We start from the raw sequence: 25,033 nt of genomic DNA on the forward strand, positions 1-25,033 counted from the left end.
ATTGAAAAAAATAACTGTCTATCTGCGCATGATGCGCCCGGCCAACATCGTTACTTCGGTAGCCGATATTCTGGCAGGGATTGCCATTTCAGGGGTTTTAAGCATTGGCTTTCCTATCCCATGGCTGTCTATTATGTTATTGGCAGCATCAACCGCCTGTTTATATGGCGGAGGGATCGTTTTTAACGATGTTTTTGATGCAGATCTGGATAAAATAGAACGTCCGGAACGGGCTATTCCCAGTGGCATAATCAGTTTACGGGATGCAACCTTATTAGGAGGCCTGCTACTGTTTGCGGGAATTGCTTTTGCGGCTTTAAACAGTCTGACCTCGGGATTATTGGCCCTTCTGGTAGCTGTTTTTGCCTTAGTTTATAATAAATTTGGGAAACACCATTCTTTTTTCGGACCGTTGAATATGGGCCTATGCCGTGGATTTAACCTGTTGTTGGGCCTTAGTGTGGTGCCAGAAATGTTATGGAGCCATTATTATCTGGCTATTGTTCCGGTAATCTATATTTTTTCCATTACCATGACCAGCCGTGGCGAAGTTCATGGAGGCTGTGCTAAAAATTTATATGTAGCAGCCTTTTTGTATGCCATAGTGATTTTCGCAATTGGTTATTTTGCTTTTGTAAACAACAGGCTGGCATGGTCGCTGCTGTTCCTGGTTCCTTTTGCCTTTATGATTTTCAGGCCACTTATAAAAGCCATAAAAGAGCCTGTTGGCAAAAATATCGGTGGCGCAGTAAAAGCCGGCGTCATTTCACTTATTCTGATGGATGCTGCCTGGGCGGTAACCTTTGATGCTTTGATTCTGGCTTTTATCATAGCAGCTTTATTGCCTTTATCCATTTGGCTTTCTAAATTATTTGCCGTTACTTAACCATCAAACACACCTTCGCAATTGTTATGGAACATTTACATCAATCCTTTACTGTACAGTATCATTATAACGTTTTCTTCACCTCTTCGCTTTTTTCGCCTGAAAACGAATTGTTGAACAGTTTTTTGGTTAACTTAAATCCGGCTGCTGCAATAAAGAAAATTTTATTTGTGATTGATAAGGGGGTAGCAGATGCACACCCAGGACTTACTACGCAAATTAAAGCCTATTTTTTACAGTATCATCAAACTCAACTGGTTCAGGATATGCTGGTCATCCCAGGTGGAGAGCAGGTGAAAAATGACACGGGATATTTTGATCAGGTATTAGAAGCCATTAATACATATGGTATAGACAGGCATTCGTTTGTTGCGGCCATTGGTGGCGGGGCAGTACTTGATATGGTGGGTTATGCGGCTACCGTTGCACACCGGGGCATTAAACACATCAGGATTCCGAGTACCGTGCTTTCGCAGAACGATTCGGGTATTGGGGTAAAAAACGGAATCAATTATTTCAATAAAAAGAACTTTCTGGGCACTTTTTCACCACCCGTTGCTGTTTTTAACGATGAAGTATTTTTAAATACTTTATCTGACCGCGATTGGCGTTCAGGTATTGCCGAAGCGGTTAAAGTGGCGCTGATTAAAGATGCCGGATTTTTTGAATGGCTGGAAGCAAACGCCGTTGCACTTGCAAATCGCGATACCACCGCGATGAACTACCAGATCTGGAAATGCGCGAAATTACATATGGAACATATCCGCAGTGCCGATCCATTTGAGAACGGTTCGGCCCGTCCACTGGATTTCGGCCATTGGAGTGCACATAAACTGGAATACCTCACCAATTTTGAAGTGAGACACGGGGAGGCGGTTGCCATGGGCATTGCTTTAGATACTGTATATTCAAATTTATCGGGTAGGATCAGTGCTGAAGACGCACAACGGGTGATTAACCTGATTCAGCAACTTGGTTTTGAACTCACGCACCCGTTGTTGCAGGTTAAGGAAGGCAGCAGTCTGATTTTGGATGGATTGGAAGAATTCCGTGAGCATCTTGGCGGGCAGCTTACCATTACTTTGCTTACCGGACTGGGCAGTGGCGAAGAAGTCCATGAAATTGATGCCGACATTTTAAAACAGGCCGCAGAAATTTTAAATCAACAGACCGCTGGTATTCAACTTTAAGCTATGAAATTAACTTCAGGGCACTTAACCTTCTGTACCAATATTTACGCGGGCGAAAACTGGGCGGCACATTTTGATGTGTTAAAATCTAGTTTCCCAATACTAAAAGCACAATTATCTCCAGATGCACCCATGGGGATCGGTTTACGCCTTTCCAACCTGGCCAGCATCGAACTGTTGGAGGGAAATCATCTTGAAACATTTAAGCAGTGGCTTGCACAGGAAGGTGGTTACGTTTTTACCATGAACGGATTTCCATACGGCGGTTTTCACCATACCAGGGTGAAAGATCAGGTACATGCGCCCGATTGGACAACGGTAGAGCGTGTTGAATATACGCTTCGTTTAGCAGAAATCCTGTCGAGGCTGCTTCCTGATGATATGGAAGGTGGTATTTCAACCTCACCATTAAGTTATAAGCCCTGGTTTAATGATATAGGGGCGAGAAAAAACGCCACATTAAGTGCAACGGCCAATATTATACAAGTGGCGGAAGGTCTACATCGTATTTTTAGCCAGAGGGGCAAGGTTATTCATTTGGATATTGAACCCGAACCGGATGGTTTTCTTGAATCTGGACGGGAATTTATTGAGTGGTACGAAGATATACTTTTACCTGCCGGAAAAGATGAAAGCCTGATCAAAAAACACATATGTTTATGTTATGATGTTTGCCATTTTGCAATCGGTTACGAACCACATACCGCTATTATCAAAGAATTGCAGCAAAAAGGTATCAAAATTGGGAAAATCCAGATCAGTGCGGCGCTAAAAGCTAAATTGCCCTCTTCTGAGGTAGAAAGAACCGTGGTATTGGATCAGCTTGCCCGATTTGATGAACCTGTTTATCTTCATCAGGTAATCGCCAAAAAAAATGATGGCAGTTTAATTCGTTATCCCGATCTTAAAGAAGCACTGGCAGAAAGTAAAAACTATGCAGTAGAGGAATGGCGGGCGCATTTCCATGTGCCTATTTTTGTAGAAGACATGGGCCTGATCCAATCTACGCAATCGGATATTACAGCCGTGCTGAACCTTCAGAAAACTAATCCGTTTACCGATCATTTAGAAGTAGAAACCTATACCTGGGAAGTTTTGCCTACAGCGTTAAAAGCGCCCCTTAACGATTCCATTATCAGAGAACTGGACTGGGTAAAAAAAATATTATAAGTGAAGCATATGCATAAAACCGTTGTTATCGATATTGTAGCCTTATCTAATTCTGTGATAGGAAAACATACACCCTTTCTTCAGAAATACATCGCTGAACACCACCTCAGTACGATTGAACCTTTATTGCCAGCGGTTACCACGGCGGTACAGTCGAGTTACCTGACGGGTAAATTTCCTTCAGAAAACGGGATTGTGGGCAATGGCTGGTATGACCATGAGGATGCGGAAATCAAATTCTGGAAACAGTCTAACAAACTGGTTAATGCTGAAAAAATCTGGGATCAGGCTAAAAAGGAAGATCCAGATTTTACCTGTGCCAATATGTTCTGGTGGTACAATATGTATTCTACAGCTGATTTTTCGGTAACACCACGGCCTAATTACCTGGCCGATGGACGTAAATTGCCTGATTGCTATTCGCAACCGGCCGAACTTCGCGATCATTTGCAGGCTAAGCTGGGCCAGTTCCCTTTGTTTCAGTTCTGGGGACCAGGTGCCAATATCAAATCAACAAAGTGGATTGCAGATGCTTCGATGGAAACCGAAAAACTGCATAATCCGACACTTACCTTAATTTATCTGCCTCATTTAGATTATTGCCTGCAAAAGTTTGGCCCTGAGCTGGAAAAAATCAGCGACGAGCTGAAAGAAATTGACCAGGTGGTAGAAGAACTGGTGCATTTTTATGAAAGCAGGGGTGCACGCATCATTTTACTGTCTGAATATGGTATTGCGCCTGTAAATCAGCCCATTCATCTGAATCGTTTGTTCAGAACACATGGCCTGATCCAGATCCGTGAAGAAAGAGGACTGGAATTGCTTGATGCGGGAGCTTCAAAAGCCTTTGTTGTGGCCGATCATCAGGTGGCACATGTTTATATTAATGATAAAAGTGTTACCGAACAGGTTAAAGCGCTATTGAAAAATGTACCTGGTATTGATTTGATACTTGATAAAAAAGAGCAGGAACAATACCATGTTAACCATAAACGTTCTGGCGATCTGGTACTGGTTGCAAAAGAGAACAGCTGGTTTACTTATTATTTCTGGTTAGATGATGCGAAGGCACCGGATTACGCCAGGGTAGTAGATATTCATAAAAAACCTGGATACGATCCGGTAGAGATGTTTATGACCTCAAAATTTAGGGCAGGATATAAACTTTTGAGAAAAAAGGCCGGCTTTCGTTATGTGATGGATGTCATTCCGCTTGACGCTACGCTGGTTAAAGGGTCGCATGGCGGCATCAATACCGCTGATCAATATAAACCTGTTCTGGTTACTTCAAAAGCAATTGATAAGACCTTGCAGGCACCTGATATTTATCAGGTAATTTGGGATAGTTTAACGGTTTAAAAAGGTAATCATTCTACTGATCCGATCGCAATCGGATCAGCTAGGGTTTGTGATTTTGAGCAATGATATTGTAAAAAAAATCGTGATTGCGAGAAGCCTTTTTCAGCCGACAGCTAGCCCCGAATTTTCTTGGAAGCAATCTTTTATCGCAAAGATCGCCTCCAAGAAAGATAGCTTCGTCATTCCTTTTTATAATAACGACTTTTTCTAAGGTATCAATCAACGTGCACGTAGAATGGCAATTAGTTTTTGTTTCCAGGAAAAGTCTTTGACAGTCTACCATTAACAGAGTCTGTTAGCAGGGTCGTGATTCCCGCGCATTTGGGCGTCTTAAAGCAAACGTTTTAAGATTCCACTCAAGTTGGGAATGACGATTCCCCGGGGATATTACTAATTAAATTTTATCTGGCATTCATATTTATGTTATCCATTAGATTACCCCTGAGACTGACAATGTGTATTTTTATACTTTTTTAAACCTTGACCCCAAATTATTATTCTCTTATAAACCTATACCCGCAACCCTCAATACAAGGTGGGTTAAGTTCCAGCGATTTTGCTGAAGCCCGGTATCGGAAAATTGCCGGCATTTTATTGTTGTCGCTATAAACCTCCATTTGTACACTGTCCAATATTTTAAAGGAAAACAGATTTGGGATTGCATCACCCTTAATTATTCCGGCTTTATCTACTGATTTCTCCAGAATCAAATATTTGGCACCACCTGAAACCTTTGTGTATTTCCCTTGTCCATTACCAATATCGAACAAGGTTTCGGTCAGTTTCCATTTTCCGTAAACTTCGCCTTTGCCATCATTACTATAGTCTGATTTTTTGCACGATGCATTGATCATGCCTACAGCCGCCAAAAAGAATAAAATTTTTTTCATAAAGTTTAATTTGCAGCTTATACGCAGATGAATCTCAAAACGCTACTGGCAGGCTGAATTTAGCTATTTATTTTTGCGGGTGAATATCTTCATTTACCTATGGAGAGCGGACTAGTGTGCTGACCTCACAACTATCAGGGTTATTTTAGCCGCAAATATTTTTAACGTTCTTCTGCTACAGGTTGCAGACAGCTGTTTCTAATGGTTGTTATAAATAAGGAAGGAAGCCGAGGATGCTTTGCCAATGCAGGTTGGATTGATTTAATATCAGTGTCAATCCTGAGGTTGCCATCAAAAACTCCAGCAATTACCGTTGTATATTTTATTCCAGTCCAGCGCTGAAATCTATTCCAAAGTCAAAATCAAGCAGTACTGTCGGATGGATTTTTAAACCGATGGCCAGTCGCATAATAGTAATAAAATTTGGGCTGGTTTCGCCATTTTCATATTTAATGATGTCGCCGGTGTTTACCCCACTTCTTTTATAAAATTCGCGATAAGAAAGTTCCTGTTTCTCTTTTAAGGATTTTAAATGCTCGCCAAAGCTTTTCAGAATTATTTTTTCTTTCTCACTGATCATTTCATTGCTAATAAAAATACAATTGGCAATGTCTTTTATATTTTATTCAAAATCGTCATGCAATTACTTGACATTTGTCTTTTTTTTATTTACATTTACGTAACAAAAAAAAATAGACCAGTAAAAGGTAAAATTAAGAGTCTTGCAACCTCAAATCTCACGCCGTTGGAGCAAGACAGCAGATTTTATCCCATTTCTTATAGCGGAATTGCTATCTTTAGCTTTCCAACATAAGAGTGGGCTTCTGCTGTAATTCCATTTCAACGTAAGGCGTGAGAAACATTATGAGGTTATGGTTTGGGAAGCCCACTTTTTTTTCTCTCCGGCAAGACTCATAACATATAGTTATGGGAACGCAAAAAATAAATAAGATGAATAGGTTGTTGCTTACCGAAGTAGGTGTACGCCAGTATGTTTGTTTATTTGTTTGTTATTTGCAGATATTTCTATATCAATCCCTGTTAAGTTGTCCTTTCGATAGGCTTTATGCCTTGAAACCTAAAAATCCCGAATAGTTTTTTGATAAGGCAGGCTAACCTTAAAGGTTAATGAAATTTAGGTTTTTTAATGATGATGGCCTGCCTTATTCCTTTTTGCAGAGATTATTGATATGCCGGTTAAACTTTGGTTTAGACGGAATATTTTATAAAAACTAAGTGGCTTATGCTGCAATGGGATTGTTATGTCTAGATTTTTCGCCTAAATACTTTTTTTCCTTTTAAATCAATATCCGATAAGGCTAATTTTTAAAGTTCAAATTAACCGGATCACGCCAATTAAACGATGAGATTCAACAATGCTTATTTGCCGCTTTTTTTCTTTTGCTGGGCTTTGTTGTACAGTCCACTGGCGATATGGTATGTTTTTGAACAAAATGAAAATTTGAACACGGCTGTTCCGAAGGATACACATACTGATAAGATGGATGAGGCAGGGGATTTTGAATGTCTGCCTTTTACCTACACATCGTGCTGGTTGATCATGGGGCATAATCATCAAGGCTGCAATTTTAGCGATAGCCATATTCCATTTATTTTTTATAAAGTTGATCAATGCGGAGCGTATAGGAAAAATTAGGTGGTTTCTGCTTGATTGCTGTATGTTGTGAAGTTCAAGCCAAACGAAAATTGTAGTCTTGCTTTTCACATTTCACCAAAATTCAATCTTTTAGAATTGAATCTGCTGGCAGGACTTTTTTATTTACATATCAACTAACCCATAAAACCATTAGCAACGATTTCGGTGTAGCATTTTTATCCTTAAAATGTTAAGCGGATTAACAAATTATCTGATGCCGGTACTCCTGATCCGCAAAGCAGGTACGGCAAGCTTTAGCGCAGTTTTAAACTGCCTAAAGCCTTTTAAAAATTCCGATTCAGGCTAATTAACTCAATTTTATGAAAGTATTTATTACGACAGGCATGATGCTTGTTTTTTCTCTTTTTTTACATGCCCAGGGGTCCCAAATGGCCTTACAAGTGGGTGATCGGGTGCCAGATGCTTTCTGGACCAGCCCCAGAAATTTTATGGTGGATGGTAAGGTAGTGCGGAAGGATATGCAGGAATTTAGAGGCAAACCGTTGGTTATCGATTTTTGGGCTACCTTTTGTATTCCATGTATTAAAGGGATGCCAGAACAGGAAAGGCTTGCCAGGTTGTTTCGTGGAGAGATCAATATCTTAAGCGTAACGACAGATAACGAGAAACTGGTTTCCACTTTTTATTCTTCAGCAAGAAATCCTATTGGCAGGGATTTTACTTCAATTGTAGATGATAAAGCGTTAAACCGGCTCTTTCTACACAACAAGATTCCTCATCTGGTTTGGATCGATAACCAGGGAATAGTGAAGAATACCACCGAGGGTGATGCATTAACTGAAGAAAATATCAGGGCAGTCTTATCCGGAAATTTAAGTTTAACGCCCGTAAATTACATTTACCCAAATACGGTTTTAATGATGAAGCGGAATCCTGAGGGAATGCAATCGTTTAACCTGTTAATCAAAGGTAGAATACCGGGTATTTCGAGTTCCACGGTCCGTTCTAACGGACCAAATACCGGAATGATCATTTTCAACCATCCGCTAAGATGGCTGTATAGTGTGCTGGCGAGGGCAGAATTCCCTTGGTTCTCTGATCAGCGGTTTAAGCTTGATTTCGATGATACAGACGGATTTAATAATCCATCTTTAAAGCCAGATGACCTTTGGACTGTAGATTTTTGGGTACCAAGCCGAAAATCGGCTATATTAAAAAAACTAACCCTGAATTACCTGAACGAAAATTCAGGATACTCTGCAGCGGTAAAAGTAATCAATACCGCAGTATACAAGCTAAAGTATTCACCATCAAAGGCTGCCCGCCAGCTGAAAACAAAGGGCGGACGGCCAGCTAATTTGGGTTTCCATAAAGGATCGAAATTAATCAACCAACCCATAGCCAACCTGATAAATGATATTCAGGACTGTTCTTTTGTTAAAAACCCGGTTTTTGATGATACTAAAATTACTTTTTTAGTTGATCTGGAACTTTCGGAAGTAAAGGATATCGCAGCGTTAAATGCATTGCTAAACCCCTACGGTTTATCGCTGGTGGCCGATCACCAGGAACTTGAAATGCTTGTAGTTAGTAAAACCGATAAAACAAACTAATATGAAGTACATCTTATTTTTAACTGCTTTCCTCATCTCATTAAACACAGTTGCCCAGGATAGGTCAGCCGGGGTATGGATTTTCAATGCAGAAACAAAAACACCTCTTGAAGGGGTGATGCTGAAATTTACATCCATTAATAAAATCCTTTTTAGCGATACCACAGGTAAAGTGTCGGTAAAGGGATATGCTGGAGAATATACCCTTGAAGTAAGCCAAATGGGATATGAAAAAACTTTAGTCAAGCTGAGCTTACCTTTAAAAGCTGATCTGAAAATTTATTTGCAACCTGTGGTAAGGCTTCTGGATGATGTAGAGGTACATACAGGTTACCAGACCTTGCCGAAGGAACGCTCTACAGGCTCATTTACCAATTTAGACAATACACTATTGTCGCAACAGGTGGGGCCTAACATTATCTCCAGATTAGAGGCAGTTTCATCAGGGCTGATTGTTGACCGGTCTACCAACAGCGGTGGAAGGCTGATGATCCGCGGATTAAGTTCGATACAGGGGCCAAAAGCGCCACTGATTGTGCTGGATAATTTTCCTTACGAGGGCGACATCAACAATATAAATCCCAACGATGTGGAAAGTATCACAATTTTGAAAGATGCAGCTGCTTCAAGTATATGGGGCGCACGTGCTGGAAACGGAGTGGTGGTTATCACATCTAAAAACGGGCGGTTTAATTCGAAAGTCAAGATCGATGCAAATATCAATACCAGTGTCGTTCAAAGCCCCAACCTTTCAAGGTTAAAGCAGATTAGCCCGGCAGAATATATTGATAATGAAATTTTTCTTTTTTCTAAAGGTTTTTATCAATCTCAGGTCAATAATGCTCAACAGCCGGCCTTAAGCCCCATTGTAGAACTGTTGCTGAAAAAAGAGAAAGGAACGGTATCCGGTAATGACGCGCAGGCAGAGATTGACCGGTTAAAATCGCTGGATGTAAGAGATCAGTATAAAAAGTATTTTTATTCAGCAGGATTGAACAATCAGGCTTCTGTAAATATTTCCGGTGGGCAGGAATTATTCAAATGGTATTCTTCAGTAAGCGTTGACGACAACAGATCAGTAACTGATGCTGTTTTCAGGAAGTTAAATGCAAAAATGAGCATGACCTACAAGCCCTATAAAAGCATGGAGGTTAGCACCGGATTTTATTATACCAATAGCACTGCGCGTACAGGAAAGCCAGATTATGGAAGTATCAGTTCTGTATCAGGCAATCTTTATCCGTATGCAGAATTTGCTGATGCCGATGGCAATGCACTTGCTATACCAAAGGATAGGCGCGCATCATATTTAAGTGGATTGGCGGGTGGCCTTTTGGGCGATTGGAAGTATTATCCGTTAACAGATTATGAACATGTTAAAAACCAGACTAAGACAGGAGATCTGATTCTTGATGCCGCTTTAATGCAAAAATTGCCCTTTGGGTTTTCTGTAACATTAAAATACCAATATGAAAATCAGGAAAGGAAAAATTCGGTGCTTAGCGATGGGCAAAGTTATTTTGCCCGCAACCTGGTTAATGATTTTGCCCAATATGCAAATAACGTTGTAACCTATAAGGTGCCGAAAGGAGGAATTCTGGATAATTCGCTCAATTCTTTGCAGGTTCATAATATAAGAGGTCAGCTTAACTATGGCTTAAATACACCGGCACACGTTATCGCAGGGTTTATTGGTGCAGAAACAAGGCAATCGTCGGTTAATGGTTTATCTTCCAGGTTATATGGTTTTAGAGATGATATTATTTCTGCCGGGGTGGTTGACTATACGACCGCCTATCCTTCGCTTATCTCCGGAAACAATTCTTTTATAACGGACAGAAATGGGATAACAGCTACAAATACAAGATTCGTTTCGGCTTTTTCAAATCTTTCGTACTCCTATAAATCCAGATACACTATTACACTAAGCGGTAGAAGGGATGCCTCAAATCTTTTTGGTGTCAACACCAATGATAAATGGAATTTATTATGGTCTGCAGGGCTATTATGGGATGTATTAAATGAGCTTTTTTTCAATAAAGACCTGTTTAGTTCGCTAAAGGCCAGGGCAACTTATGGGCTTACTGGTAATATTGATCCTACCATGACTGCAGTATCAACGATTGTTTATGTAGGGAATTCTACCAATACCGGACTGCCATATGCCAGATTCAATACCTATTCAAATCCCTCCTTAAAGTGGGAAACTTCTGCAATGACAAATCTGGGCGTCGATTTCTCGATGTTGAAAGGCCGCTTGTCAGGTTCCCTGGAGTATTTCCATAAAAAGGGAAAAGATTTATTTGGTTTTGCTAGTTTAGATTATTCTGGTGGTGTTGGACAATCAATTGTTAAAAATGTGGCGGAGATGAGCGGGAATGGCTGGGAGATTCAGCTTAATTCTATCAATACAGATGGCAGGTTAATCTGGAAAAGCAGTTTTAATATAAGCGGTTACAGAGATAAGATCGATAAATATTTATTGTCAAATTACCAGGGAAGCAACTTTTTGGGAATTGCAGGGGGACCATCCATCTCGGGTATCATTGGAAGTCCGGTTTACTCGATATATGGTTACAGGTGGGGCGGCCTGGATCCTGCTAACGGCGATCCCATCGGATACCTTAACGGCAACGCAAGTGAGGATTATAACCTGATTACAGGGCAAGGTACACAGCTTTCTGATCTGGTTTATTATGGTTCTGCTGTGCCCAGGATATTTGGTGGCTTAGGCAACGGGTTTAGATATGGTAACCTTGAGCTTAATGTTCAGTTTAGCTTTAAGCTTGATTATTTTTTTAGAAGAAATTCCATCCAATATGCTAACCTGAATACTACGGGACAGGGTCATGCTGATTATAGCTTGCGCTGGAAACAGCCGGGCGATGAACTTAACACGGATGTACCTTCTCAAATATATCCCACAGTTAGTGCCAGAGACAATTTTTACAGGGGATCAGAAGTGCTGATCTCAAAAGGCGACCATATCCGCCTGCAGTACATTAATCTGAGTTACAGCCCAAAGCTTCAGTCGAAAGTATTCAGAAGTTTAACGGTTTATGCTACAATTTCAAATTTGGGCCTGATATGGGTGGCAAACAAACAGGGTTTAGATCCTGACTATGAAATCGGTTTAAATGGTCTGGTACCTCCTAAAACAGTTTCAATTGGCCTAAGGACCGGCTTTTAATCTTAAATAAAATATATGAAAATATTATATCTAGTAGCTATTGTGCTGACGATGTCATTACCTGGCTGTAAAAAATTTTTGGATGAAAAATCTGATATGAAGTTGGCCGTACCAGAACGACTTGACGATCTGCAGGCACTGCTGAATAACGAAAATTTAAACAATGCGGTAGATCCTGGCGCCGCTGAAGTTAGTGCTGATGACTATTTTGTGACTGATGCAGACTTGAACAGTTTATCAAATGAGCAAAATAGAAGGCTATATACATGGGAAAAAGATAATTTATTTACCAGTGCAAACTTTCCCAACGATTGGGAGTACCTGTATGCATTAATCTATACCGCTAACACCGTTTTAGAGAATCTGGAGAAAATCGAGCGGACTTCATCAAACGCTGCCCAATATGATAATATAAAAGGGCAGGCATATTTTAATCGCGCACGTGCTTATTACAATGTTTTGCAACTTTGGTCTGTAGGTTATAATAGCAGTACTGCAAATGGTGATTTGGGTCCTGTGATAAGAGAATCTACTGATTTTAACAAAACTTCAGTCAGATCATCGGTAGCCAGGGGTTACAATTATGTTCTTGCTGATCTTTTTGAAGCCAAACGCTTGCTGCCAAATGTATCGGTACATCCGCTCCGCCCTGGTAGGCAGGCATCTTTTGGCTTGCTTGCCCGTGTTTATTTAAGTATGAGAGATTATGAAAAAGCAGCCTTATATGCAGATTCATGTCTTAAGATTAAAGCTGTTTTATTGGATTATAACCAGATCAGTGCTACGCCTACATTTCCCTTTGCCAGGTTCAATGCTGAGGTTATTTATGAATCTGCTGCTGCTATCCCGCAGATTCTGAATAATTCAAGGGCAAAGATTGTTGCAGATTTGATTAACCAATATGCGGCTAACGACCTAAGGAAAATCCTGTATTTTAAGAATAACAATAACGGAACCTTTGGCTGGAGGGGAAGTTACAGGGCAGGGCAGGGTGCATTTCCGGGTATTACGGTTGATGAGCAATACCTCATCAGGGCGGAATGTAATGCGCGTTTAGGAAATTCACAAATTGCGGTAGATGATCTAAATACGCTATTGATCAAACGTTTTAAAAGTGGTACTTACATTCCTTACACGGCCAATTCACCGGATATTTTAGGTTTGATTTTAAAAGAGCGGAGAAAGGAATTGGTAATGAGAGGCTTGCGCTGGACTGATTTAAAGCGGTTTAATCTTGAAGGTGCGAACATTACGTTGAGAAGAATCGCCAATGGAATTAATTATGAACTTAAACCAAATGATAAGAGGTATGCCCTGGAAATTCCGCAAGATGTGATTGCAATAAGTGGTATTGAGCAAAATCCAAGATAAAATTAGTGGGGAAGAGTTTCCCCACTAATTTTATAATTATTGTTCTGGTGTACGTTGAGCCGATAAGGCAAGAATCTCATTGTCAGTTTTTCCCGCCAAAAAAGCTTGAAGATCTGATTGGGTGGTAACTGTTTCCGGAACTTCGATAACACATGGTAATGGCGCATTATCATCAGTGCATTGTGCCGAAGGCTCGGAGGTATGCATATACTTTGAGTAATCTCTTAAATTATTGTCTTGATTTGGTTGATAAGCCCAGAAAGTAGTTGCTCTGTTAGTAGTGAAAGCACTTTGTGTTGCGATAAGGCCGAACCCCAATACGAGGGCTACTAGGCCTAAGTTGATTTTTTTTAACATGTTTTTTAAGTTTGATATTTACTGCTTATCAAATAAGGCTTAAGCAGCTAGCCCTGCTGTTTGTTTTTCTTGGCCATTAATACAGCTTGTAATTTTTGATCTGTTGGCTTGGCCAGTTCCATTATTTAACCTTAATCTTTGTCACGTACCTCCGGCTTTAGTTTAATAAATAGTGAGAGCATTGCGGCGCTAATAAAAAAAATGTTGAAAATGAGGTGAGCTTTCCAGCCCATGGCTTTAATTACGCCACCACAGCTACATGGTACTTTCGGGAAGTATCCTGAAATGATGAGTATGATATATCCGGTAAAAATCGACATGAGTAAGAGCGATAAGGCTAAACCCAGCTTATTGGTTTTTTTAATCAATAACAGTATAGCAGCAATTATTTCCAGGAATGGGATTAAGTATAATAGCACCACTGTTACACCCGGGCTAAAAACTTGCAGACTCATTTGCTGCTGGTAAGCCTGGAAGTCAGTCAATTTGCTCCCCGCGGTATATACCCAAAGTAAAATGAATGCTGCGGAAATAACCTGTACTATCGATGTTTTCATATCCGTTTTCTTTGCTATTTCGAAATTGAATTATATTCTGCTAAACCGCCTCACATCTACATGGGAAAAACTAATATCTTAATCAAAAATGACTAAAGAGATGTGGGTTGATCATGCTGCTGTTGATCGATAGGTTGAGTAAATTATGGCGTATGTTTGTAATTTCTATTTCTCATTGCACTCAGCGTACTGCTATGAATGCCCAGGTATGATGCCACATCTTTTACCGCAGTCTGGCTAAAAACCACCGGAAAAGATGCAAGTAATTTATTCAGCCTTTGATCGGCACTTTGAGTTTTTAATCCAATCATCATTACGATTACTTTGGCCAATAATTCAGCATTTATTTCAGCACTTAAAATGGCCGATTCGAGGAATAGCCTGTGCATGTTATTGCCGTGTTTTACGGGTATGGCAAGCAAAGTAGTGTCTTCTGAAAATTGTATAAAAAACTGCCCTTTTGCATATCTGGAGATGGATTTAAAGTCTGGTAAAATATCGTTTGCTTGGAAAAACATCAAGGTGATTTCCTGCTCATTCTCGGTGTCATTAGTAAATATTCTTCCACCGCCTTTGGCCAGATAGCAAAAATGGCCAAGCGCTGTGTTGTTGAGTGCGATTTTTTCGAGTTTCATGAAATCGGTTTGGTACATCGCGTAACTAATGTAGGCGCGGAGGCCGACCGAAAGTTTTTGATAGGATGATAATTTAGCGAGGTATTGTTCTTTTTCCATAACCATTTTTTTGAAGGTAAAGAAATGGATATTTCAACGTTTGTCAAGTTGCTGTTCCAGCAACCCTCAGCAACCCCGTTATTTTTTCGTTTTAGGAAAATAAAAGCCTTAGATCTGTTATATTTGAGCCATGAAATAAAAACTAATTACATATTGATATTGTAGCACTAGCTATTTCACTGTTTTAGAAAACCGCAAAACTTCAAAAGACACAGGAAAAAATAGATGGTTGCCTACGCTATGCGTGGGTGCCTGTTTATCTTGTGTCTGGGCATTTGCGGTGCCCCTAAAACGGATATCGGGTCAACCCACGCTTTTATGGACAGTTTCTCCCAGTCAAATTACTTTCTTCTCAATCTGCCCATTGCAGAACTTCCACTATCTGAGAATTTTAAGCTTAGAAGTAAATTAATGGGCTTTTTTACCCTACAGGATATTATTGGCGTAAAACAAAAAGAATTATCTACGCTTGAGGATTATTCAGAACACTGGTATTTTGAATTTGTAGATTTCTTACACAGGAAAGAATTATTAGATCTTCTCGGTTAGCATTTATCCTGGGCAATGTTCAACATGACAACGATTTTTTCGATCACCTTTTGGATATCCTTATCCACATTGCCATAGTATGCATTTTTGAAGCTTTTTTCTGATATAACCTCTTTTTCAGTCGTGCTATAATGTTTAGTAATGTATTGGTGCAGCAGTTTTGGACTCTTTGTTGTAATAATGCCCGCCTCGACTTGCAAGTTGATAAATAGGGCAAGCTGCCTAACCGTGAAGGTTACCTTAAAATTGCTTTCTAGAATACCACCGCGCGTCAGATCTTCGGCTATAGTATCTATTGATTGCAGGTAGCTGATTTCACTTTCAATATACCTGAGTATGGCTTCATCAATATCGGGCAAATTTTTATGGTATGGTAAACTGATGGTTTTAAAAACCTGTCCAATCAGTTTTTTAAAGAAATGGATTAATCTATATTGCTCGCTTATGTTTTCGCAATTCTGAAGCTCGCGATTAAGGTGGCTGCAGCAGGAGTGATAAAAGAAGGGATGATTAAAATTTAATGATACGAGTAGAAGAATAATGTCAGAAAAATCTAAAGGTGGCACAAAAGTATTTAAAGCCATCTTTATGGAATCAAAAAAAGCGTACAGGTATTTAGCCTGTTCAAAAGTGAAACGTCCTGTATAGTCGTTCAGGTTTTTAAAGAGCTGTTTAAACAGGTTAATGGTTTCCTTGTCTGCATGCAATTCTTCAACTTTTTTCAGGATCTGGCCGGAATTTGCTGTAATATCTAAAATGAGTTGTTTCTGGCTTGCCGCTGAAATGGGGCAATCGAAGTCAAAATAATATGGCAAATGCTGCTGAAGATCGATTACCATTTGATTAAGTAGCTTTACTAAACTACTAATCATTCCGTCTCTACTTTTTTGATTAGCGTAAGGCTCGTTTTCATTCGTTAGCGCTTCTGCCTCATCAATTAATTGCATCAATCCTCTTTGATGTTGCCTGATGTAAGCCTTCGCTCTATCAGGCTCAGCCAGCGTTGCATGATGTAGTATGGAACTCATTATCCGTTTACTTTCTTTTATAATTTTGTGTTGCGATTCATTGTCATGGCATTGCCCTGCCACTTTAATCTTAATAACATCTAAAATCAATTCCCTGAAGCTTAGAATTTCGTACATCATTTGCCAAAAGCCAATTGCCTAATTCTAGCTTTTTTATTTTCATTTTCCGAATTAACTTGGTAAAAAGCCGCTTAAACGTGGCGAAAATAAATGTTAACAATTGTTGGCTAACGTAAACAGGCTATATCATCTGGTGAAGTAAAATCTACATTTAAATTAGGGAGGTGGGGAATATGTATAGACTTTCCCAACTCATCGTTAGGAAAATTGGATTGGATATATTACTGCAGATGGTTTTCTATTGCGCCGGAAATCTGGTTGATCTCGGCTACGCCTAAAGAAATGTGGTGACCGCTTCCAGTCAGTTTATTCTCAGTGACTAATGTTTCAGCATCGATCTCTTCTGCTTTCATTAAGATCCAGTCAGATCCTTGTTTTTTTAAAATGCCTAAAATCTCTTCTAAATAAACAATCCTAAAATGATCATCTTTTGGAATAATGGTCAGTGTTAATGCCTGATCATTATGGTTAATTTCAATATTAAATGCATTCATGATCTCAAAACCATTGCATTTTGTTTATTGTTTTGGTAAAATCAAGTAGGTGATCAGAATACACAAACAACTATCAGGGATTAGTTGAAAGAAATGTTTTTGGATCTGCTTTGATTTTTAAATGTTATCATATACGTTCAGCCACTCTGGCTTAACTACTTAAGCCGGTTAATTGTAATGAACCGCTGTTCACCAAGCAACCGGCTTAAATAAGGTATCGTTAATCCACTCTTCCAGGATATTGCTTCAACGCTATCTCCAGACAGTCCATAGCCGCATTTAAGTCATCGGTATTTAAAACGTAAGCCATACGGACTTCATTTTTGCCAGAGCCAGCGGTAGAGTAAAAGCCGGTAGCAGGCGCCATCATAACCGTTTGATTATTGTGGTCAAAATCCTCTAAAATCCACTGGCAAAATTTATCGGCATCATCAATCGGGAATTTGGCTACTACATAAAATGCACCCCCCGGATTAGGACAAAAAACGCCATCAATATTATTTAACCGGTTAACCAATGTATCTCTGCGTAAAGTATATTCGGTATTTACTTTTTCGAAATAACTGTCCGGAGTATCTACAGCTGCCGCACCAGCAATCTGTTCTACCATGCCCGGGCTTAATCTTGCCTGTGCGAATTTTAATCCTGATGCAATCACTTCTTTGTTTTTGGTAATCAAACAGCCTAAGCGTGCGCCACATGCACTGTAACGTTTAGAAACCGTATCCATAACCACCACATTTTCATCCAAACCATCCAAATGCATTGGCGAAATAAATTCCCTGCCATCATAACAGAATTCGCGATACGCTTCATCAGAGAATAAAAACAGATCGTATTTAACACAAAGTGTTTTTAAAGCCTCTAATTCTTCTTTAGAATATAAATAACCCGTTGGGTTATTAGGGTTGCAGATAATAATTGCTTTGGTTTTTTCTGTAATTAATTTTTCGAATTCGGCAATCGGTGGCAATGCGAAACCATTTTCGATATAAGAAAGAATCGGTTTCACCACAACATTGCTCATACAGGCAAAGCCATTGTAATTGGCGTAAAAAGGTTCTGGAATGATAATTTCATCTCCTTCATTTACACAGGTTTGCATGGCAATGGTAATGGCCTCTGAGCCACCAACGGTTACCAGGATATTTTCTGGCGTAATATTGTAACCCAGTTTATTGTAGTATTCGGTAAGTTTTAAACGGTAAGCAAGTGTACCTTCTGATGGTGTATAGGCCCAAACATTAAAATCAATGTTTTTGATGGCATTTAACATTCCTTCCGGTGTCTCTATGTCTGGCTGACCAATATTTAAATGGAAAACTTTTTTACCATCTTTTTTAGCTTGATCTGCAAATGGAGTTAACTTTCTGATTGGTGAAGCAGGCATCTGCACACCCTTTTGTGAAATTTTTGGCATGGCACAAAAATAAAAAAGTCCGGATGAAAATCCGGACTTTTTAAATATTATCGTTTAAAAATTATTTTGAAGATGCGGCAACTGTTTCGCCTTTAATGTAAAGCACTTTAATTGGTGTTTTTGCATTTGAAGTAATGGTTACGGCTTTAGAAAAGGTTGACGGACCAGCAGCTGCGTTAAACGTTACTGAAATTACACCGGTTTCACCTTTTTTTATTGGCGTAGAAGTATATTTAGGTACTGTACACCCACAGCTTGCTTCAGCTTTGGTGATAATTAAAGGTGCTTCGCCAACATTGGTGTATTTGAAATCGTAAGTTACTGGTTTGTTCAAAACAATTTTACCAAAATCGTGCGTTTCTGATTCAAATTTGAACTCTGCAGGTTTGGTTTGTGCGTTTGCTGCAAGACCAAAACCTAAAACAAAAGCGAATAATACTAAGATCTTTTTCATGTTATGTGGTGTGATTTATTTTTTAATAATTCTTAAACAAATTTAATGTTTTCCTAATAAAACAAAAACTATTCCAAATATATTTTGCAAATCCATATATAATTTTACAATGTAGGGTAAAGGCAAACTTTTAATTTTCCATATATTTGCCGCAACCAATCTTTGATTACTATGCCGAATGAAAAATTGATGACCAAAACTATTGATGCTTCCGAACTTAGTTTTAACGATTTTAAATCTATTGTTATAAACGACTATAAAATTGCCTTCGAAAGTAGGCAGGCGAGTATTTTAGGCCGCAGGGAAGTATTAACAGGTAAGGCTAAATTTGGCATTTTCGGCGATGGTAAAGAGGTTCCGCAATTGGCCATGGCTAGAGCATTTAAAAATGGCGACTGGCGCTCGGGTTATTACCGCGATCAAACTTTTGCCTTTGCCACCGGGATTTCTACTATCAAAGAATTTTTTGCGCAGCTCTATGCTAATCCAGCAGAAGGTGCGGATCCATTTTCGGGGGGAAGACAGATGAACTGCCATTTTGCAACAAAATCTGTAAATGAAGATGGCAGCTGGAACGATTTAACGCAGATTAAAAATTGCTCATCTGATATTTCGCCAACCGGTGGGCAGATGGCCCGCTTGGTAGGTTTGGCTTATGCTTCTAAATTATTCAGGCAAAATAAAGAACTCGATTATTTAAAACACTTTTCTGTAAACGGAAATGAGGTGGCCTTTGGTACCATTGGTAACGCATCAACTTCTGAAGGGGTATTTTTCGAGGCCATTAATGCTGCTGGTGTGTTACAGATACCCATGGCCATTTCAATTTGGGATGATGATTATGGCATTTCTGTTCCGGCAAAATATCAAACTACAAAAGAAGATATTTCTGAGGTTTTAAAAGGTTTTCAGCGTGATGCCGGCCAGCCTGGATATGAAATTTATAAAGTAAAAGGCTGGGATTATCCGGCTTTATGTGAGGTGTATGAAAAGGCGATACAGGTTTGCCGGGATGAACATGTACCTGTTTTAATCCATGTTACCGAACTCACCCAGCCTCAGGGTCACTCCACATCTGGCTCGCACGAAAGGTATAAATCTAAGGAACGCCTGTCGTGGGAAACTGAATACGATTGTATCCAGAAAATGCGTGCCTGGATGCTCGAATCGGCCCTGGCAACCGAAGAGGAAATCGCAGCGCTTGAAAAAGAGGCAAAGATTTTTGTTCGCAACGCACAAAAAGAAGCCTGGAATGAGTTTTTGGACAGCATTAAACCAGAACAGAAGCAAGTAGTCGATTTGGTTAGTGGCGTAGCTAAACATCAGCCCGAACTGGCAAAAATTGCGGCGGGATTAGCTTCAATTGCCGATGCGCAACGCAGGGAAGTATTTGCAGCTGCACGCAAAGCCATACGTTTATCAGCTGCTTTTAGCAGTCCTGAACGTAATAAACTGGTGGAATGGTATAAACAACAGGATCATCTAAATTACGACCGTTACAATTCCAAACTGCATACCAATGGTAAGGAAAGTCCGGATAAGATTGCACTGGTTGAAGCCGTATATGATGAACAATCGAAAATGGTTGATGGTAGGGAAGTGCTCAACGCCTGCTTTAATGAAAACTTTGCACGCGATCCGCGTTTGGTTGCTTTTGGAGAAGATTTAGGAAACATTGGAGATGTAAATCAAGGCTTTGCGGGTTTGCAGGCAAAATATGGCGAGTTAAGGATCACCGATACCGGCATCAGGGAAATGACCATTATGGGGCAGGGGATAGGTTTAGCCATGAGGGGTTTAAAGCCTATTGCCGAAATCCAATATCTTGATTACTTGATTTTTGCCTTAAATGTGCTTAGTGATGACCTGGCCTCGCTCTCATACCGCACCAAAGGAATTCAGAAAGCGCCGGTTATTGTGCGCACCCGTGGTCATCGACTGGAGGGAATCTGGCATTCCGGATCGCCAATCAGCATGATTTTAGGGGCCTTAAGAGGTATGCATTTATGCGTACCAAGAAATATGACCCAGGCTGCAGGTATGTATAATACCCTTTTCAGGGCTGATGAACCAGCCATTGTAATTGAATGTTTAAATGGTTACCGCCTTAAAGAAAAACTGCCAGGTAATGCCGGCGATTTTACGGTACCCTTAGGCCGGGCAGAGGTTTTAGAAGAAGGAACTGATATTACGGTTATCTCTTACGGTTCGTCATTACGAATTGTTCAGGAAGCAGCAGAAGAGCTGAACTTATTGGGTATTTCTGTAGAAATTATAGACCCACAAACGCTTTTACCTTTTGATACTACCCAGGTTTGTGTAAAATCACTTGCCAAAACAAATAAATTATTGGTGGTGGATGAGGATGTTCCGGGAGGGGCATCGGCCTATATCCTTCAACAGGTACTGGAAGAACAGAGCGGTTATTTTCATTTAGATGGTCAGCCAAAAACATTATCGGCCAAAGCACATCGCCCACCATTCGGATCAGATGGTGATTATTTCAGTAAGCCTTCTGTTGATGATGTAATTGAAGCAGTTTACCAGATGATGCATGATGCAAATCCCTCTAAATATCCATCGCTATTTTGACGAATAGCTCGATAGTTAGATGATTGATCATCGTCTTTTTATTTCTATGGGGATGATTTAGTGTTGAGGCATGATTAAAAAAGTGATTCTTTACTCATTTTTTCTTTAATAAATCAAACTTAATCTGAAATGAGTTCATTAGAAAGGAGCAAAAGTTGTATCAACGATTTTAGCGTAATTTTGGTATCACTTAGTTTTGATGTTTCTTTTTTCCCGTATATAATTTCTCTCCTGCTTTTATGGCCAATTGTAGGTCGTTTTCTTCTGGTGGTACCGGACAGCGATAGCCTTCACTATAGGCGCAATAGGGATTATAAGCCTTGTTAAAATCGATTGCGATGTGATGATCAACAATTTCTTTAGCATCCAGATCAACGTACCTGCCACCACCATAAGTTTCCTTATTGTTGGTTTCATCTGTAAAAGGTAAAAAGAGGTGATCTTTATATAATGGGTTGTTTGACAAAGCAACACTTCTATACAAAGTCATTTGGATTTTTTTCCCATCCAAAACGAAGTTGACATGTGCATACCGGTAATAATCGCTGCTTGAACCATTAAAAGCAGGCATCTTGAAAACTTTTTCGTTTTTTAGTAATTCTATGGTAGCGAGGATTTTATAGGTACTGTCCGCGTCATAAAAGTGCAGGTTTTGCAGGTCACTTTTCTTTAGTGGAGCGCGTTCGTCTTTTATAAAATCCTGCTTGTAAGCTTCACGGTGCTTTGCAATCTGTTCAGCGTAGCTTTGGGCAAAGCTGTTCATGCTGATGAGGAGCAAGAGAAAGGTGATGATTTTCATTGAGGGAAATTAGATGATACTGGCTTTGTTTCTTAAAAACTGATCGGCTAAAACCAGTGCAGCCATGGCTTCAACAATAACTACTGCTCTGGGTACTACACAAGGGTCGTGCCGGCCTTTGCCTTTAATCTCCGAGGCTTCACCCGCCGCATTTATAGTTTGTTGGTTATGCATAATGGTAGCTACAGGTTTAAATGCCACTTTAAAGGTAATATCCATTCCGTTGGATATCCCGCCTAAAATACCACCCGCATAGTTGGTGGTGGTTTTAAACACTTTTGAATCGGCAGCTTTTGGTTGGGGGATATCGTTATGTTGTGAACCCTTTAATTCGCTTCCTGCAAAACCAGAGCCATATTCGAAACCGTGAACGGCATTAATGCTGAGCATGGCTTTACCTAAATCAGCGTGTAATTTATCGAAAACAGGTTCACCTAAACCTGCCGGGCAACCTTTTACTACACAGCTTATTTTTCCGCCAACGGTATCGCCATCTTTTCTAACCGAATCTATAAATTCAATCATTTCGTGTGCAGTTGCAGGATCTGCACAGCGAACAATATTGTCTTCTCTGATTTGCAATAAAGCAGATAGGTCATTGCCTTCTAAATTTGGCGCTTCAATTGTACCTACTGAAGTTACATGGGCGAAAATTTCGATCCCCTGTTGCTTTAAAAGCAATTTGGCAATTGCTCCGGCTGCTACACGGGTAGCGGTTTCGCGTGCAGACGAGCGCCCGCCACCGCGGTGGTCGCGGATTCCGTATTTGGCATCGTAAACATAATCGGCGTGGCTGGGGCGGTAAACATCCACATTATGGCCATAATCTTTTGAACGCTGATCCTCATTTGGAATTAAAAGTGCAATCGGAGTCCCGGTACTTTTTCCTTCAAATACACCTGATAGAATCTGAACCGTATCACTTTCTTTTCTTTGCGTGGTGATTTTAGATTGACCTGGTTTACGTTTATCCAGTTCTGATTGGATAAAATCCAAATCAATATCCAATTGTGCCGGACAGCCATCGATAATTACACCAATAGCCACACCATGAGATTCGCCAAAGGTTGTGATTCGAAAAAGTTGTCCGAATGAGTTGCCTGCCATGTTTATTAGATAAGAGAAGGTAGATATGAGATTTGAGAAGAACCAAATTCGTATCTAAACTTCAGTTTTTAAATTATTTAGGGGTTAGATTTGAGAAGTTTTCCCCTCAAATCTTGTTATTTATTTGTCTTAATTAATCTGATGTCTCCACAACGATTTATCCTCTGTCAAATCTTATGTTTAACATCTGGTATCTCACTTCTCAAATCTCTTTCACCTCAAACCCTGCTTTTTTCAAATCTTCCCAATAATATGGATATGATTTTTCTACCACCTGCATGTCTTCAATTTCGACTTCGTTAATCAACAATGCCAGTGGTGCAAAAGCCATGGCCATACGGTGGTCTTCGTAGGTTGCAATGGTAATTTTATCCGGGAAATGAAGATTATCTGTGTTTAGTGTATAAATCAGATTGTTTTCAGTCAGCGTAACACCAATTTTTGCCAGTTCGTTCTGAAGAGCCGCAATGCGGTCTGTTTCTTTGATTTTTAAAGTTTCCAAGCCTGTAAAAGCCATGTTTTTACCCAAAGCTGCAGCAATAACAATAACGGTTTGTGCCAAATCAGGGCAGGTTTTAAGGTCTAGTACCTGATTGTTATCTAAAGACAGGCCCAAGTTGCTGATCGAAATTCCTTTTTCCGTTTTACTGGTTGCAATGCCAAAAATCTTCATGATGTTTTTGATCTTGCTATCGCCCTGCAAACTTTTCTCTTTTAAAGCCGGTAAACTAATTTCAGCTTCATCTGCCAGAGCTGCAATGCTGTACCAGTATGATGCTGCACTCCAGTCGGGCTCTACAATTAAAGTCCCTGGTTTAAAAGCCTGGGGTTCAATAGTGATCGAATTCCCGTTCCAGCGATGTTCGATACCAACTTCTGCAAGCATATCCAAAGTCATATCTACATATGGCCTGGAGGTAAGCTCACCTTCAATTTCTAAAGTCAAACCTTGGGGCAGGACAGGGGCAATCATTAACAAGGCCGAAATATACTGACTACTGATATCGCCTTTAATTCTTACCTGGTTCGTTTTCTGGTCTAACGGACCATTGATGTTCAGCGGCGGAAAACCTTCAGCCTCTGCATAAGAAATGTCAGCGCCAATGGTTTTTAAGGCTTCGGCCAAAATACCGATCGGGCGTTGCTTCATGCGTTCGGTTCCCGTAAGTAAAAAGTTGCCGTTTTTTGCCGAAAGATATGCCGATAAGAAACGCATAGCGGTTCCGGCAGGTCCCACATCAACCAGTTCGGAGTTTGTAGTTTTCCGTTTAGCGTCTACTCTCAACTCACTACCCTCAATTCCCAGCTTGTTCAGGATACCATTTAATGTTACGGTATCAGCTGCATTGGAAAGATTATCTACTTTAACCAGATTTTTACTTAAAGCGCTTATAATTAAAGCCCTGTTGCATTCGCTTTTTGAGCCTGTTAACTGGATTTCCGCATTAATATTCTTGGTTCCTTTAAAAGAAACTAAGGCATTTTTAGACATTTTTATTCTGTTTTAAACTTAAATGTAAGTGTCAGATGTTAAC

The 25,033-nt window shown here is 39.9% G+C and carries 21 protein-coding genes; 9 read left to right on the plus strand and 12 right to left on the minus strand.

Features of this window, described 5'->3' with window-relative positions:
* Position 1 precedes the first annotated feature (1 nt).
* Genes eboC through ACIQXP_RS04295 form a run of 4 tightly spaced genes read left to right on the plus strand, consistent with a single transcriptional unit; the run spans position 2 to position 4,605 of the window.
* Positions 2–886 (plus strand): UbiA-like protein EboC, encoded by an 885-nt coding sequence (eboC, locus tag ACIQXP_RS04280; RefSeq protein WP_387504603.1) that lies wholly within the window; start codon positions 2–4, stop codon positions 884–886.
* Between the two features lie 26 nt (positions 887–912).
* Entirely contained in the window at positions 913–2,076 is a 1,164-nt protein-coding gene (locus tag ACIQXP_RS04285) for a 3-dehydroquinate synthase (RefSeq protein WP_387504605.1), read from the plus strand.
* Between the two features lie 3 nt (positions 2,077–2,079).
* Positions 2,080–3,246 (plus strand): metabolite traffic protein EboE, encoded by a 1,167-nt coding sequence (eboE, locus tag ACIQXP_RS04290; protein WP_387504606.1) that lies wholly within the window; start codon positions 2,080–2,082, stop codon positions 3,244–3,246.
* A gap of 9 nt (positions 3,247–3,255) precedes the next feature.
* The gene (locus tag ACIQXP_RS04295; protein WP_387504607.1) at positions 3,256–4,605 is read left to right on the plus strand and encodes an alkaline phosphatase family protein; all 1,350 of its coding nucleotides are present in this window, start codon (positions 3,256–3,258) and stop codon (positions 4,603–4,605) included.
* 494 nt (positions 4,606–5,099) lie between these two features.
* On the opposite strand, the gene ACIQXP_RS04300 is transcribed toward ACIQXP_RS04295, so the two are convergent.
* Positions 5,100–5,495 carry a hypothetical protein gene (locus ACIQXP_RS04300; RefSeq protein WP_293743749.1) on the minus strand — a complete coding sequence of 132 codons (396 nt, stop codon included), beginning with the start codon at positions 5,493–5,495 and terminating at the stop codon, positions 5,100–5,102.
* A 322-nt stretch (positions 5,496–5,817) separates the two neighbouring features.
* A complete protein-coding gene (locus ACIQXP_RS04305; RefSeq protein ID WP_090987986.1) occupies positions 5,818–6,075 on the minus strand; it encodes a helix-turn-helix domain-containing protein in 258 nt (85 codons plus the stop codon).
* A 1,397-nt stretch (positions 6,076–7,472) separates the two neighbouring features.
* Here ACIQXP_RS04305 and ACIQXP_RS04310 point away from each other — a divergent pair.
* The 3 genes from ACIQXP_RS04310 to ACIQXP_RS04320 are packed head-to-tail and all read left to right on the plus strand — an operon-like array spanning position 7,473 to position 13,287.
* Positions 7,473–8,726 carry a TlpA family protein disulfide reductase gene (locus tag ACIQXP_RS04310; protein ID WP_387504608.1) on the plus strand — a complete coding sequence of 418 codons (1,254 nt, stop codon included), beginning with the start codon at positions 7,473–7,475 and terminating at the stop codon, positions 8,724–8,726.
* A gap of 1 nt (position 8,727) precedes the next feature.
* Positions 8,728–11,916 carry a SusC/RagA family TonB-linked outer membrane protein gene (locus ACIQXP_RS04315; protein ID WP_387504609.1) on the plus strand — a complete coding sequence of 1,063 codons (3,189 nt, stop codon included), beginning with the start codon at positions 8,728–8,730 and terminating at the stop codon, positions 11,914–11,916.
* Between the two features lie 15 nt (positions 11,917–11,931).
* Positions 11,932–13,287 carry a RagB/SusD family nutrient uptake outer membrane protein gene (locus ACIQXP_RS04320; RefSeq protein ID WP_293743745.1) on the plus strand — a complete coding sequence of 452 codons (1,356 nt, stop codon included), beginning with the start codon at positions 11,932–11,934 and terminating at the stop codon, positions 13,285–13,287.
* Positions 13,288–13,323: 36 nt separating this feature from the next.
* On the opposite strand, the gene ACIQXP_RS04325 is transcribed toward ACIQXP_RS04320, so the two are convergent.
* The 3 genes from ACIQXP_RS04325 to ACIQXP_RS04335 all read right to left on the minus strand — a co-directional run bounded on the left by ACIQXP_RS04325 (position 13,324) and on the right by ACIQXP_RS04335 (position 14,935).
* Positions 13,324–13,644: a hypothetical protein gene (locus ACIQXP_RS04325; protein WP_293743744.1), complete on the minus strand. Its 321-nt coding sequence runs from the start codon at positions 13,642–13,644 to the stop codon at positions 13,324–13,326.
* Between the two features lie 131 nt (positions 13,645–13,775).
* Positions 13,776–14,201, minus strand: a complete 426-nt coding sequence (locus ACIQXP_RS04330) for a MauE/DoxX family redox-associated membrane protein (protein WP_387504610.1) — start codon at positions 14,199–14,201, stop codon at positions 13,776–13,778.
* Positions 14,202–14,344: 143 nt separating this feature from the next.
* Positions 14,345–14,935, minus strand: a complete 591-nt coding sequence (locus ACIQXP_RS04335) for a cyclic nucleotide-binding domain-containing protein (RefSeq protein WP_293743742.1) — start codon at positions 14,933–14,935, stop codon at positions 14,345–14,347.
* A gap of 318 nt (positions 14,936–15,253) precedes the next feature.
* Here ACIQXP_RS04335 and ACIQXP_RS04340 point away from each other — a divergent pair, with 318 nt between their 5' ends.
* Complete coding sequence (locus tag ACIQXP_RS04340) at positions 15,254–15,484, plus strand: hypothetical protein (protein WP_387504611.1); 231 nt, start codon at positions 15,254–15,256, stop codon at positions 15,482–15,484.
* Here the strand turns inward: ACIQXP_RS04340 and ACIQXP_RS04345 are convergent.
* The 4 genes from ACIQXP_RS04345 to ACIQXP_RS04360 form a co-directional block, all read right to left on the minus strand.
* Positions 15,481–16,632 carry a hypothetical protein gene (locus ACIQXP_RS04345; RefSeq protein WP_387504612.1) on the minus strand — a complete coding sequence of 384 codons (1,152 nt, stop codon included), beginning with the start codon at positions 16,630–16,632 and terminating at the stop codon, positions 15,481–15,483. The two genes, ACIQXP_RS04340 and ACIQXP_RS04345, sit on opposite strands and share 4 nt — an antisense overlap.
* Before the next feature lie 221 nt (positions 16,633–16,853).
* The gene (locus ACIQXP_RS04350; RefSeq protein ID WP_293743739.1) at positions 16,854–17,126 is read right to left on the minus strand and encodes a hypothetical protein; all 273 of its coding nucleotides are present in this window, start codon (positions 17,124–17,126) and stop codon (positions 16,854–16,856) included.
* A 220-nt stretch (positions 17,127–17,346) separates the two neighbouring features.
* Positions 17,347–18,546 carry a pyridoxal phosphate-dependent aminotransferase gene (locus ACIQXP_RS04355; protein ID WP_293743738.1) on the minus strand — a complete coding sequence of 400 codons (1,200 nt, stop codon included), beginning with the start codon at positions 18,544–18,546 and terminating at the stop codon, positions 17,347–17,349.
* A gap of 61 nt (positions 18,547–18,607) precedes the next feature.
* Complete coding sequence (locus ACIQXP_RS04360) at positions 18,608–19,000, minus strand: DUF1573 domain-containing protein (protein ID WP_293743737.1); 393 nt, start codon at positions 18,998–19,000, stop codon at positions 18,608–18,610.
* Positions 19,001–19,171: 171 nt separating this feature from the next.
* Between ACIQXP_RS04360 and ACIQXP_RS04365 the strand changes: the two genes are divergently transcribed.
* Positions 19,172–21,592: an alpha-ketoacid dehydrogenase subunit alpha/beta gene (locus ACIQXP_RS04365; RefSeq protein WP_293743736.1), complete on the plus strand. Its 2,421-nt coding sequence runs from the start codon at positions 19,172–19,174 to the stop codon at positions 21,590–21,592.
* 190 nt (positions 21,593–21,782) lie between these two features.
* On the opposite strand, the gene ACIQXP_RS04370 is transcribed toward ACIQXP_RS04365, so the two are convergent.
* The 3 genes from ACIQXP_RS04370 to aroA all read right to left on the minus strand — a co-directional run bounded on the left by ACIQXP_RS04370 (position 21,783) and on the right by aroA (position 24,990).
* Positions 21,783–22,391: a DUF1684 domain-containing protein gene (locus ACIQXP_RS04370; RefSeq protein ID WP_387504613.1), complete on the minus strand. Its 609-nt coding sequence runs from the start codon at positions 22,389–22,391 to the stop codon at positions 21,783–21,785.
* Positions 22,392–22,400: 9 nt separating this feature from the next.
* Entirely contained in the window at positions 22,401–23,498 is a 1,098-nt protein-coding gene (gene aroC / locus ACIQXP_RS04375) for a chorismate synthase (RefSeq protein WP_387504614.1), read from the minus strand.
* A gap of 202 nt (positions 23,499–23,700) precedes the next feature.
* A complete protein-coding gene (gene aroA / locus ACIQXP_RS04380; RefSeq protein ID WP_293743733.1) occupies positions 23,701–24,990 on the minus strand; it encodes a 3-phosphoshikimate 1-carboxyvinyltransferase in 1,290 nt (429 codons plus the stop codon).
* Positions 24,991–25,033 lie beyond the last annotated feature (43 nt).

The organism is Pedobacter suwonensis, from assembly GCF_044762335.1.
Taxonomy (GTDB): domain Bacteria; phylum Bacteroidota; class Bacteroidia; order Sphingobacteriales; family Sphingobacteriaceae; genus Pedobacter.